The 12,879-nt window shown below is 42.8% G+C and carries 13 protein-coding genes; 5 read left to right on the top strand and 8 right to left on the bottom strand.

What is annotated here, in order from left to right:
- Nucleotides 1-57: 57 nt before the first annotated feature.
- On the bottom strand, nt 58-270 hold the full coding sequence (locus tag APB76_RS03045) for a Flp family type IVb pilin (RefSeq protein ID WP_049846107.1): 213 nt from the start codon (nt 268-270) through the stop codon (nt 58-60).
- 204 nt (nt 271-474) lie between these two features.
- On the opposite strand from APB76_RS03045, the gene APB76_RS03040 reads away from it, so the two are divergent.
- A complete protein-coding gene (locus APB76_RS03040; protein WP_054962983.1) occupies nt 475-933 on the top strand; it encodes a prepilin peptidase in 459 nt (152 codons plus the stop codon).
- Here the strand turns inward: APB76_RS03040 and APB76_RS03035 are convergent.
- The 3 genes from APB76_RS03035 to APB76_RS03025 all read right to left on the bottom strand — a co-directional run bounded on the left by APB76_RS03035 (nt 930) and on the right by APB76_RS03025 (nt 3,086).
- Nucleotides 930-1,838, bottom strand: a complete 909-nt coding sequence (locus APB76_RS03035; protein WP_054962984.1) for a LysR family transcriptional regulator — start codon at nt 1,836-1,838, stop codon at nt 930-932. The two genes, APB76_RS03040 and APB76_RS03035, sit on opposite strands and share 4 nt — an antisense overlap.
- Nucleotides 1,839-2,391: 553 nt before the next feature.
- Entirely contained in the window at nt 2,392-2,799 is a 408-nt protein-coding gene (locus tag APB76_RS03030; protein ID WP_193395070.1) for a RidA family protein, read from the bottom strand.
- Complete coding sequence (locus APB76_RS03025; protein WP_049846103.1) at nt 2,796-3,086, bottom strand: putative quinol monooxygenase; 291 nt, start codon at nt 3,084-3,086, stop codon at nt 2,796-2,798. Before APB76_RS03025 ends, APB76_RS03030 begins: the two co-directional genes overlap by 4 nt.
- A gap of 111 nt (nt 3,087-3,197) precedes the next feature.
- Between APB76_RS03025 and APB76_RS03020 the strand changes: the two genes are divergently transcribed.
- The gene (locus tag APB76_RS03020; protein WP_054962986.1) at nt 3,198-4,100 is read left to right on the top strand and encodes a LysR family transcriptional regulator; all 903 of its coding nucleotides are present in this window, start codon (nt 3,198-3,200) and stop codon (nt 4,098-4,100) included.
- A 37-nt stretch (nt 4,101-4,137) separates the two neighbouring features.
- Here the strand turns inward: APB76_RS03020 and APB76_RS03015 are convergent, their stop codons facing one another.
- Nucleotides 4,138-5,118 carry a sugar-binding transcriptional regulator gene (locus APB76_RS03015; RefSeq protein ID WP_049846320.1) on the bottom strand — a complete coding sequence of 327 codons (981 nt, stop codon included), beginning with the start codon at nt 5,116-5,118 and terminating at the stop codon, nt 4,138-4,140.
- Nucleotides 5,119-5,569: 451 nt separating this feature from the next.
- Between APB76_RS03015 and tal the strand changes: the two genes are divergently transcribed.
- Both tal and tkt read left to right on the top strand, forming a co-directional pair.
- Nucleotides 5,570-6,520 carry a transaldolase gene (gene tal / locus APB76_RS03010; RefSeq protein ID WP_004747746.1) on the top strand — a complete coding sequence of 317 codons (951 nt, stop codon included), beginning with the start codon at nt 5,570-5,572 and terminating at the stop codon, nt 6,518-6,520.
- A gap of 82 nt (nt 6,521-6,602) precedes the next feature.
- Entirely contained in the window at nt 6,603-8,594 is a 1,992-nt protein-coding gene (tkt, locus tag APB76_RS03005) for a transketolase (RefSeq protein ID WP_054962987.1), read from the top strand.
- Nucleotides 8,595-8,755: 161 nt separating this feature from the next.
- Here the strand turns inward: tkt and APB76_RS03000 are convergent, their stop codons facing one another.
- From APB76_RS03000 to APB76_RS02990, 3 genes are all read right to left on the bottom strand, one after another.
- Nucleotides 8,756-9,274, bottom strand: a complete 519-nt coding sequence (locus tag APB76_RS03000; RefSeq protein WP_054962988.1) for an NUDIX hydrolase — start codon at nt 9,272-9,274, stop codon at nt 8,756-8,758.
- A 92-nt stretch (nt 9,275-9,366) separates the two neighbouring features.
- A complete protein-coding gene (locus APB76_RS02995) occupies nt 9,367-11,004 on the bottom strand; it encodes a methyl-accepting chemotaxis protein (RefSeq protein ID WP_054963000.1) in 1,638 nt (545 codons plus the stop codon).
- A 209-nt stretch (nt 11,005-11,213) separates the two neighbouring features.
- On the bottom strand, nt 11,214-11,681 hold the full coding sequence (locus tag APB76_RS02990) for a GNAT family N-acetyltransferase (protein WP_054963001.1): 468 nt from the start codon (nt 11,679-11,681) through the stop codon (nt 11,214-11,216).
- 160 nt (nt 11,682-11,841) lie between these two features.
- On the opposite strand from APB76_RS02990, the gene APB76_RS02985 reads away from it, so the two are divergent.
- Nucleotides 11,842-12,840 (top strand): 2-hydroxyacid dehydrogenase, encoded by a 999-nt coding sequence (locus APB76_RS02985; RefSeq protein WP_054962989.1) that lies wholly within the window; start codon nt 11,842-11,844, stop codon nt 12,838-12,840.
- The last annotated feature ends 39 nt before the right edge of the window (nt 12,841-12,879 follow it).

Genomic DNA, 12,879 nt, shown 5'->3' with positions numbered 1-12,879 from the left:
AATTCTAAGTAGTAACGAAACAGGGGCTAACGCCCCTTAAAATTTCAGTTTAATAAATTACTTACTACCTGTAGCTGTAGTTAAGTTATTAGTTACTGCTGTTAAAGCACCAGTAATAGCATTTTTAAGTGCATCGGTTTGGAAAGCAGCTAATACAAGCGCTGACATAACAACGGCGATAATTGCATACTCAACAGCGGTTACACCACGGATGTCATCTTCGAATTTCATTTTAAGCTCTGCAAGCTTAGCTAAAGTTTTGTAGTACATAATGTTCCTCTAAAATATTGGCCTAGGCCCTGTATGTTTCAAAAGGAATTAAATCACCACAAACCGCTCACAACAAATTATTAGTTTTTATATGGACATAATTTTTTATTATTACGAATAAGGCACATTACTACTTATGGAAGTATAAGGTATCTTTATACTGTTCACATTGAAAATATCAAGTAATGAAGTTACTATTCTAATATGATTATAGACATCGTTATTTCAATCACATTTATAACTTTAAACATTCTATGTTCTGCTAGGGCTTGTAATAGCGACCACAAATACAGAACAATATCCAACAGCCTTTGTAAGTTAATAGTTGTTATAAATTCAATCGCGGCTTGTTACTACGGTTATATTCTTCAATCAACTTTAGAAACTGCTATTATTTTCTTAGTTTTAGTGATGGTATGGTTGTTTGGCTGTTTCGGTGCCGGAGACATAAAGCTTCTGTGTGCGTTTTTGTTGGGCATCAAGCCGGAACTCACTATGGCTTGCTTAGTTATGGTAGGTGGTTTGGGCGGTGTTCAATTAGTTGTCATGTACCTAATAGGACTTGCGACGAATAAAAGTTTATTTGAAAAAGGTATCCCCTATGGAATACCTATTTCGATCAGTGGATTTGCTTGTACGACTCTCTCTTTTCTCAGTTTCTAAACACAGGGTAAGTGACAGGCGTTAAAACTGGCGTCTTGTTGCTTCATGTACGCATCTTCCCGAAGTTCAAACAGCTCTTGCATTTTAGATTTTAATCCTAGTTCTTCGAGCTCGTGAGTAACATCATCACTACACCAAACATACATGTTGGCTTTCTGATTGATGATCACTTTTCGGCAGTCTAGGTTTCTAACTGACCATTCCGGGAAAATTAATACCGTTCCATTTGTTTCGAGTTCATTCTTAATCAAACGCAGTGAGTTGGTTGAAACCCAGCTCGTCACTAAAGAAGCATCGATTCCATGCTGCTTAAGTATGTCTTGGACGTCCGATCGATTTAGCGTATGACAATACACTATGCGTTGCGGATAGCACTCACGGGGATCCATCACATGTGAATGAGCAATAGCGTAATTGACTGTATTGAGTTGGTAGGAACGTCCATTAATGCACGGAAGTCTACTGACTGAAAAAATCAAGTCATAGTTATCGATATCCAGATGCCCACAGCTCGCGAAACTGGTGATGGACAGGTCGATATTGTTCAGCGTTCTAAATTCATTGATGATCTTGTCGACCATATCTGGGCAAAATGACTCTGCAATTGCAATGTTGAACTGATCGCGCAACTCAACACTTTCCAAATCGTGGAACAACTTCTCATACATAGACATGGTTTGGTCAACATATTCAAGTAGAACCTGACCATGCTTTGTGAGTACAAAACCATCTTTTCTATCAAAAATACTTGCCCCTATCGTACTTTCAATCTTCTTAATATGTTGTGAAACCGCAGGTTGGGTCATAAACAGCGACTCGGCCGCTGCTGTAAAACTCTTATGCTTAGCAACCTGCGAAAAAGTTCTTAGGTATTTGACGTCGATACTTCTATTGACGGTTTTCATGGTCGAAACTACCTCGATGTTGCGGTTTTTATGTTTTTTTTAGTGATCTAAATAATTTAGCTGCAAAATAACAATTGTGTCATATAGATACAAACAGCAATATTTATAGTGCCATAAACATGACTTATACAACGCAACACTTATCAACAAAATTTCACATAACGTATGTGTAAAAAAAATGAGAATATAACCAAATAGGGATTGAATTGATTGAACTTAGAATGTTGACTCTAAACTAGGCTTTACATGAGTTTTATACTATAAACGACAAAAATAGCAGACGAATTTTCTAACAATGGGTAACAGCGACAAATTGAGAAACCATGTTCATTGTGGCTACTGGTTGTTAAGGAGCTGTAAAAATGAACGAGAAATATGGAATCGAGTGAGCTTTATAAAAAACCATTAATGTGATCTATGCACCATTACGAATTATTTCGGCTTCACTAGCAATACTGCTCTGAGATTTTTGGATAGGATTGGAGGGATTATGGATCTTCGCTAGTAGTGACCTTGTAACACAAATAAAAGGCGACAGTGCCGCCTTTATCAGTCACTTTTTGTTGTCAAAAGATTTTGCAGCCTCAGCTTCTATTTCTACTTTCCAACGTAAGTCAAACAAACCTTCAACAAACAGTAATGTAGTCGGCAACCCACCAACATCGAAAGGTAAGCGTTCCTTGGCAAGGCGATATAAGGGCAAGTCATTTCGATCAGTTAGGTAAATCCGCACACTAACTAAATCTTCTATGTCCATTTTATTGGCATGCAAAACACCTTGTAGGTTGGACCAAGTTAATACTATTTGCTCTTCGACACTTTCAGGAACATCTCCATTGATATCAATGCCTAGCTGCCCCGCTATGTGTAGTTTCGTAGAACTGGCTGGAATCACAGCACACTGATGGTAATTCGCCGCAGGTAGAGGAACATTTGACGGGCTCCATACCTTATTCATCAGACTTCCTTAGATAAGATAGAAATATTTGGTTCTTGTGACAACAGAGCGCCAAGTCGGTCAAAATCTCCTATCTCTTTTCTCCAACTAATGTACTTTTTAAAATGCATTTCGCTTTGCCACTCTTCAAACAACACCAAGGTTTTATCAACCTGGCTATTTTGAAACAAGTGTGCAGATATATTCCCTTCAAAAGATCGAGTGTCTGGTAAGATCTCGGTAAAGAAATCTTTAACTAACTGGTTATTCTCAGGCGCGTGATTTAGTTGAAATTGCACTAAAATACTCATGGTTCTCTCCTTTAGGCTTATTGTTTGAGTTCAAATGCAATCTTAATTGTTTTACTGATTAGATAAATACCTTACTATATAACTAACAGTCTTATTTAATCGAACAATAAAATGAAATCAGACCTTCACCGCATGCAAGTTTTCGTTCAAATCGTAGAGTCAGGATCGATAACCAAAGCCTCGGATCAACTCGACGTGTCGAAATCTGTCGTTAGTCATCACCTTCAAGCACTTGAACACCACCTCAATGTTAAGCTCATTACCCGCACTACACGCCGCCAATCCCTTACCGAAGCTGGCCAACGTTTCTACCAAAGGTGTTTAGAATTAAACAAACTGATGTCTCTGGCAGAAGAAGAAGCACGTAGTGCCAATGCCGACCTTGCAGGTACAATAACGATAACCTCACCTCATACATTGATGAACCAGTTGATAGGCCCTGCTATATGCGATTTTGTCAGACTTAACCCGCAGATCGAACCACAGTTGATAGCTAATGACATGCGGTTAAATCTTATTGAAAAGTATATTGATTTATCTGTTACGGTTGGAGAGTTGCCTGATTCGAGTGCTAGGGCATTCAAGCTTGGCGAACTTGAGCAAGTGTTGTGCTGCTCACCAGATTATATCGCACAGAAAGATCTATCTCTTCCTCTGTCTAAGTCTGATTTGGCTAACTGCGACTACATTGCGAATCAGTGGGAAGGAACAAATGTCGAGAGAAAGTTTGATACAAGTAACACGAATTCAATAAGCTATCGTTTTCGAGCAAATCGTATCGGAGATAGTGTCCCTACTATTAAACTAATGGCGTTATCAGGACTTGGAATTGCTTGTCTGCCAAAGTTAGCTATCGGTGAAGAATTACTGCAACAGAAATTGGTTCAGGTCACTGGCGAACAAGTCAAGCTGATAGCACCTGTTTGGGTTGTTCATAACTACGGACTACAGATGCCATCAAGAATTCGTGCTTTTATTGACTTTTTGAAACTAATCTCAAAAGACAAGTTATGATGCGAACACAAACAATATGAATTTGTACTTCATCAGATTACTTCATTTGTTCATCAAGGTTTAATACCGTTAATGCATTGCTCACGCTGGTAGCAATAACATCTATCACACCTGTTCTGAGAGCACCCAGCAGCGCTAGCGGCTTACTGTTTTCGGCTGCAATAGCAATCACCTCAGAGATCGGCCTAAACTCATCAATACTCAGTCCAATAACGCGGTCACTCATGACCGTTTTGGCAGATTGACCGTGAATGTCAAAGAAGTCATAACCTGCAAAATCGCCCACAACCCCCTGCTGCATTCGAGACTGAACAACTTCATCAGCCGTAAACCAGCCAAGATCGACCATGTAGCTGTTCTCACTCATATCACCAATACCAACCAGAGCTACATCAGCTTTACGTGCAAGATCCAAGGTTTGCTTAACGGTCGCGTTTTGCATGAAAGCGAGCTTCTGCTCTCGGTTTTCTGCATATGCGGGGGCATATAGGGTTTCCGACGTTCCACCATAACTTTTAGCGAACTGACGACATATGTGGTCGGCGTTAAACATCCCTCCTCTCGGGTGAATGCCACCGATGCCACAAACAAACTTAACATCACGCTGAGGAATAACACCAACATGGTGAGCAACGGCAGAAACATTACGCCCCTGCCCAACGGTAACCACTGACCCATTTTGAATAGAACTGGCCATATATTTTGACACTAGCCCTGCAACTTGTTGTCGTTGTTGCTCTTCAACCGGCTGATCAAGGGCGATTAATGCACGCTTAACACCAAAGCGTTCAATAAGACGCTGTTCTATTTTGGCACTAAACACCGGGTGATACTTAACCGTAATTTCAACAATACCTTCATCGCGAGCCTGTTTTAACATACGGCCAACCTTGGCACGAGAGACAGAAAACTTCTTGGAAATTTCTTCCTGAGTCGCTCCATCCTGATAGTAGGCGACGGAAATTTCGGTCAGTAGATCAGCATTATCATCAGAAATGTCATTTTGAGATTTACTCATTGGCTTATCTTCCACAGCTAAAGAATTGCACCTAACATGTGCTCACGGTCGTAGCATATGTCACGACGCTTCTTTTTTCCAACATTTGCTCACACTAATTACATTTTCTCAGCCCATATTTTCGTCTAGTAAGTTTATCTACAACCCTTGCGCTACCTTGGCAAACGTTTAGTTTCCCTACCTAGTGTAGGTAACTAAAAAAATACTTGATGAACATCACTTAAAAGCTCATTCAACAATTGACTTTCTAGCTGTATGAGATAATTATGAACCCATCATTTACTCAGCGTTCGAGCAAATGTTCACAACAAATGTTCATACGTTGAAAATTATTTAAGTTGAGTAAGCGAAGTTGTCCTTCGTTTGAAAGTTCGACTATTACTTAACTCGCTTGCAATTGCCCCCCATGTCGCTTAGCGATGTGGAAGCCCAATGAAATAGGATGATCGAAATGAGCAACAAATTAGAGCAACTTCGTAAACTAACGACAGTAGTAGCAGACACTGGTGAAATCGACGCAATCAAAAAGTACCAGCCAGAAGATGCAACAACTAACCCATCTCTAATCCTGAAAGCAGCTCAAATCGAAGAGTATGCACCTCTAATCGATGCTTCAATTGAATACGCTAAAGCGCAAAGCTCTGACAAAGCACAGCAAGTACAAGACACTTGTGACATGCTAGCGGTAAACATCGGTAAAGAAATCCTAAAAACTATCCCTGGCCGTATCTCTACAGAGGTAGATGCTCGTCTATCTTACGATATGGAAGGCAGCGTAGCGAAAGCACGTCAGCTAGTTAAAATGTACAACGATGCTGGTATCACTAACGATCGCATCCTTATCAAACTGGCTTCTACTTGGGAAGGTATCCGCGCAGCTGAAATCCTAGAGAAAGAAGGCATCAACTGTAACCTTACTCTCCTATTCTCTTTCGCTCAGGCTCGTGCTTGTGCTGAAGCTGGCGTATTCCTAATCTCGCCATTCGTTGGTCGTATCATGGACTGGTACAAAGCGAAAGAAGGCCGTGACTTCGAAGCTCAAGAAGATCCAGGCGTACTATCTGTAACTAGCATCTACAACTACTACAAAGAGTACGGCTACAACACTGTAGTAATGGGCGCAAGCTTCCGTAACATCGGTGAGATCCTAGAGCTAGCGGGTTGTGACCGTCTAACTATCGCTCCTGCACTTCTTGCTGAACTAGAAGCAGCTGAAGGTGAAGTCGTAGAGAAGCTAGTTGACTCTAAAGGTGCTAAAGAGCGCCCTGCTGCAATGACTCACGCTGAGTTCCTATGGGATCACAACCAAGACCCAATGGCAGTTGAGAAGCTAGCTGAGGGTATCCGCAACTTTGCAGTTGACCAAGGCAAACTCGAAGCAATGATTGAAGCTAAGCTTTAATCAACAGAATTTCTAGAGGGGAACGTTTGCGTTCCCCTCTTAACATCCTTTCTAAGAAACAATCTATTTATCGGTATTTATTATGGATCGTAAAAATCTAGCAAACGCAATCCGCGCTCTAAGCATGGATGGTGTACAACAAGCAAACTCTGGTCACCCAGGCGCACCTATGGGTATGGCTGACATCGCTGAAGTTCTTTGGCGCTCTCACCTAAACCACAACCCTTCAAACCCAGAGTGGGCTGACCGCGACCGTTTCGTTCTTTCAAACGGCCACGGCTCTATGCTGATTTACTCTCTACTGCACCTAGCAGGTTACGAGCTTTCAATTGAAGATCTCAAGAACTTCCGTCAACTGCACTCTAAGACTCCAGGTCACCCTGAGTACGGTTACGCACCAGGTATCGAAACAACAACTGGTCCTCTAGGTCAAGGTATCACTAACGCTGTAGGCATGGCGCTAGCTGAGAAGACTCTAGCAGCACAATTCAACAAAGAAGGCCACGACATAGTAGACCACTTCACTTATGCATTCATGGGTGATGGCTGTCTGATGGAAGGTATCTCTCACGAAGCATGCTCTCTAGCAGGTACGCTAGGTCTTGGTAAACTTATCGCGTTCTGGGATGACAACGGCATCTCTATCGATGGTCACGTTGAAGGTTGGTTCTCTGACGATACGCCTAAGCGTTTTGAAGCGTACGGCTGGCACGTAATCCCAGCAGTTGATGGCCACGATGCTGAAGCAATCAACGCCGCTATCGTTGCAGCGAAAGCAGATCCACGCCCTACTCTAATCTGTACTAAGACTATCATCGGTTTTGGTTCACCTAACAAGTCTGGCTCTCACGACTGTCACGGTGCACCTTTAGGCGCTGAAGAAATTGCAGCTACACGTAAAGAACTAGGTTGGGAGCACGGTCCGTTTGAAATTCCGCAAGATGTCTACGCGCAGTGGGATGCGAAAGAAGCAGGCGCAGCTAAGGAAGCAGCGTGGAACGAGAAACTTGCAGCTTATGAAGCAGCGTATCCAGAGCTTGCAGCAGAATTCAAACGCCGCGTAAACGGTGAACTACCAGCGCAGTGGGAAGAGAAAGCAAACGCAATCATTGCTGATCTTCAAGCTAACCCAGCAAACATTGCATCACGTAAAGCATCTCAAAACGCACTAGAAGCGTTCGGTGCTATGCTACCTGAATTCCTAGGTGGCTCGGCTGACCTTGCGCCTTCTAACCTAACTATGTGGTCTGGCTCTAAGTCAGTATCTGCTGAAGATCCAGCGGGTAACTACATCCACTACGGTGTACGTGAATTCGGTATGACAGCGATCATGAACGGTATCGCGCTACACGGCGGTTTTGTTCCTTACGGCGCTACGTTCCTAATGTTCATGGAATACGCTCGTAACGCAATGCGTATGGCGGCTCTGATGAAAGTTCAGAACATCCAAGTTTACACGCACGACTCTATCGGCCTAGGCGAAGATGGTCCGACTCACCAACCTGTTGAGCAGATCGCTTCTCTACGTCTAACTCCAAACATGAGCACATGGCGTCCATGTGACCAAGTTGAGTCTGCAGTAGCTTGGAAACTAGCAATCGAGCGTAAAGATGGGCCTACATCGCTAATCTTCTCTCGCCAAAACCTTGCACAACAAGATCGTGACGTTGCACAAGTAGCTAACATCGCTAAGGGTGGTTACATCCTGAAAGATTGTGCAGGCAAACCTGAGCTTATCCTTATCGCAACAGGTTCTGAAGTTGAGCTAGCGGTCAACGCTGCTGCTGAGCTAACGGCTGAAGGTAAGAAAGTACGCGTAGTATCTATGCCTGCTACTGACGCGTTCGACAAGCAAGACGCTGACTACCGTGAATCTGTACTTCCATCTGACGTAACAGTTCGTATCGCCGTAGAAGCTGGCATTGCTGACTTCTGGTACAAGTACGTTGGCTTCGGTGGCAAGATCATCGGTATGACAACATTTGGTGAATCTGCACCTGCAGGTGAACTATTCAAGATGTTCGGTTTCACTACTGAAAACGTAGTAAACACAGCGAAAGAGCTTCTAGCTTAATCTCTGCATCTCGAAACTAAAATGCCCCGCTCATTGAGCGGGGCATTTTTTATTGAATCTCAGGTACCGAAACGGAGATTAGAAAGTTACAGCTTCCAGCTATATGCTAACACTGTTTCACCTCAGGCGTTTGTTCGATAGAGTTTCAAAATGCGCTGTATTCAAAGCATTTCTTTCGCAACAAGGTGAAGCAAAAATGTTTCACGTTCGATACTCATCCCCTTTTTCGGGCTTTCGGCGATGGTCTTTTCATTATGCGCAATGGCATCGTGAATATTCATCCACACGGCTTTCATACCGTTCTTAATTTCATAGTCTTCGTAGTTGGTCTCACCGAGTTCTCGGTTAACTTTACACGTATAGCAGTAAGAAATCATATGTACGGCATCGGCGTTATCTTTGTGCCACGGTCGAAACTCTTCATAGATCCCAAAAGGCTTGATTCCATGAATGTTGTTAGCGCCCGTCTCTTCTTCTAGCTCACGAACCATTCCCGCAATGATGTCTTCACCCTCATCAAGACCACCCCCTGGTATGGTGTAATCATGGTAACGTTCTGTATATAGAAGCAGGATATCTTCACCATCAACGACGATGGCGCGCGCCGCATTGCGCTTAAAGATAAGTTTGTCGTCTAAATGTTCCAAATCAGGATGGACAGTGGTTTTTAGGTGTCTCATAGATACGCTAGTGCTAGAAATTTTGCTGCGATTCTAACACTAGCGGCACCTGATATTCCAATAGGTTTACGTGAACTGAGTTCCCCTAAATGCTAAGCAAGCTTAAAGCGGTTTATCATGCTCATAAGATCTTCGGAAACATGTCTTAGCTCTTTACCAGAACTCGCCATTTGCGCTGATTCACTTGATACAGAGCTTGCCATATCACTAAGGCTCACGACATTGCGATTTATATCGTTGACCGTCACCGTTTGCTCTTCAGCAGCAGTCGCGATATGTTGTGCCATTTCTTCAATGGTATGAACTTCTCGATTGATCTTGTCAAGCGTCTGACCAGCCTCAGAAGAGAGTGCAGAGGCTTGGTTAGCCTTATCTGCTCCTTGGTTCATTACCACGACTACATTTTCAGCGCCTGTTTGTAGTTTTTCTACGATATTCTGAATCTCAAGTGTTGATTCCTGAGTTCGCTGAGATAGCGTTCTAACCTCGTCTGCAACCACTGCAAAGCCTCGACCTTGCTCGCCCGCGCGTGCAGCTTCAATTGCTGCATTAAGTGCCAGTAGATTGGTTTGTTCAGCTACGCCGCGAATCACTTCTAGAACAGTGTCAACATTTCTTGCATCGGTTGCGAGTTTCTGAACCACCTGACCTGCTGAATTAATCTGCTTAGCCAGTTCATTGGCTTCGGTTACATTTTTCTGAATGATTGTGTGGCTATTCTGGGTCTCTTTCGCAGCGAGTCGACTTGCGTCATTGGCTTCAGTGGTTCTACCTGCAACTTCTTCTACCGTAGCAAGCATTTCAGTCATAGCAGTAGCCAGCATATCCACGTCGTTTTGCTGTTGATTCAAGCTATCATCAATGTGGTGTACAGAATTAGACAACTGAGTAGCGGAAGCTGAAACTTGAGTACCTGCATCACTGATATTGAGCATTATAGATTGAATAGATGCAACAAACTGATTGAAATAACGCGCCAAGTGAATCAGTTCCTTACTACCTTCTTCTGGCAAACGTTGAGTTAAGTCCCCCTCTCCTTGCGCTAGTGTATTCATTGCTTTGAGGGTACGTTTTAACGGAGAAGTAATGGTTTTAATAAAGTAGCCAACCACCAGCGATAGCACAACTAAAATGCCAACCGCATAACTCAAGGAAGTCACTTCGGATCGGTAGGTTACCGCTTCCAATGCCACCATATTCATTCCCGAGCCGACCATCCATCCCCAGGGCTCAAACATTATCGCATAACTCGTCTTAGGGTCGAGAGTCTCTTTGTCTGGGTTCTTCCAGTGGTAGTTGACGAAACCACCGCCACTTTTTGCGGTTTGATAGAGATCCTTCACGAAATACAGGCCATTACTGTCTTGCAGGCTCATGATGTTCTTACCAAGTAAAGATAGGACACCACTTGCAAGCTGGTAACCGTCACGATCACCAATGAAGATGTAGTTGTCACCATCAAATCGCATTGCTGAGATTGTCTCTAATGCGCGAGCTTGCGCCACTTCCTTGGTTAATGCGCCCGTTTCACTTTGCTTGTGATAGTAGTCGATAACGCTCACCGAGCTTTGAACCAAAGTTTCAACCCCTCGCTCATAGTTTTCACGCATGTGCTGGCGAGATTGATCAATATTCAACAAAGTATTGGCGAACAAACCGATTGCGAATAGGCCAAGTATTGACCATGCTCTCACGGCAATTGAGACATCTTTGAGTTTTTGAAATAACATATCCATATCACCCTAACCAAACGTCGAAATAATGATTCCTTTCAGCAAAAACCATAAATAAGAGATGGTTATATACTGGTCGGATTTTTATTATCAAGTATAACGGTAGCAGTAAAATGAATAGTTTGTGTGACCATTATATAAATTTAGTAATACTTAAGGGGTAGTGATAATAGTGTTAATTTAAGTCTCTGAATATCTCTCATCAATTACAATTCCATCAACATAATATGCTGTGGTCCGGCAGCACCTCCCAAATAAAGCTCACCGCTGTCTGAAAATCCATTGTTTAAATAACACCGATATGCGACTGGATTTTTACAGTTAACGGTCAGGTAAACAGTGTTAAAGTTCGGGTACTGCTGAGCGAGGTAAGAACCCAACTCAGCCGTTGTAGCACTTCCATACCCCTTTCCTTGGCACGTAATGTCGACTAAGAATGCTCTAAACCCCAGAGCTCTGCGGGGTGCGAAGTCGTACCCACCACTGTACATCGTATCGATAAGAAAAATACCAACTACGTTATCATCGGCCAACACCAAATGAGGATGAACTTTATCGTCAGCGTTGAGCAAAACTTCTTCTATTGTTCCAACGTAAGGGAGCTGATCTTCGGCGATACTTAATGTCATAACCTGCTCAAGATAAGCTGGTGTCATTGGGGTTAATGTAATCATTGATTTTCTCATACTTCCCTTACTTTTAAACACAATATATATCAATGTTTTATCTATCGGTGCAATAGGCATATAGCCTTAGTAAATTTATGGTTTATTTTCTTTCTAATAAGGTATTCAATAGGCGCCGTTAATCTCCTTTTACCTTTGAGAGTTTTTTATGATAGATGTCGCTGTATTTAGTTCCAAATCTTACGATGAAGACTCTTTCTCTAAAGTAAACCAGCAATATGGTTTCAATCTCCATTTCCACGAGTTTCAATTAACGACTAAAACCGCAAAAATGGCCCAAGGCTGTCAAGTTATCTGCGCTTTTGTTAATGACGATCTTTCAGAGAAAGTACTCGACGCTTTATATCAGCAAGGCGTTAAGATGGTGGCAATGCGTTGTGCCGGATTTGATCGTGTCGATCTCGAAGCCGCAAAACGACTAGGTATTCAAATTGTTCGAGTTCCAGCATACTCCCCCGAGTCTGTCGCCGAACACACCGTCGGTCTCATGATGAGCCTAAATCGCCGTTTTCACAAAGCTTATCAACGAACCCGAGATGCGAACTTCAATTTAGAGGGTCTTGTGGGCTTTAATTTCTACGGCAAAACGGTAGGCGTAATCGGCACAGGAAAAATTGGTATCGCAACTATGCGTATCCTGAAAGGCTTGGGTATGACGATCTTGTGTCATGACCCATATGAGAATCAGCTCGCTATTGACTTGGATGCGAAATACGTTTCTAAACAAGCGCTATATGAACAAAGCGATATCATCACATTACATTGCCCGATGTCTGACGAAAATTACCATTTATTAGATGAAGCAGCTTTCGAGCAAATGAAAGATGGTGTCATGATCATCAACACAAGCCGTGGAGGCTTACTAGATTCAGCAGCAGCCGTGGAAGCCCTCAAGCGAGGTCGAATTGGAGCGTTAGGTCTTGATGTTTATGAGCATGAAAAAGAGCTGTTTTTCCAAGATAAATCTAACGACGTCATCGTCGACGATGTATTTCGCAGGCTTTCAGCTTGTCACAACGTTTTGTTCACAGGTCACCAGGCTTTCTTAACCAATGAAGCACTAGGAAATATTGCCGAGACAACCCTTGAGAATGTAGATGCCTTCGCTAGAGGTATCGCCTCCGGAAACGAAGTGTTGGAGCTTTAATTCTCTGTTAGAACGTGGTTTCGAATAGATAAGAAAGAG

The sequence above is a fragment of the Vibrio bivalvicida genome (genome assembly GCF_001399455.2).
GTDB lineage: Bacteria > Pseudomonadota > Gammaproteobacteria > Enterobacterales > Vibrionaceae > Vibrio > Vibrio bivalvicida.
Note: the sequence above shows the minus strand (reverse complement) of the source record. Positions and strands in the feature narration are given on the sequence as shown.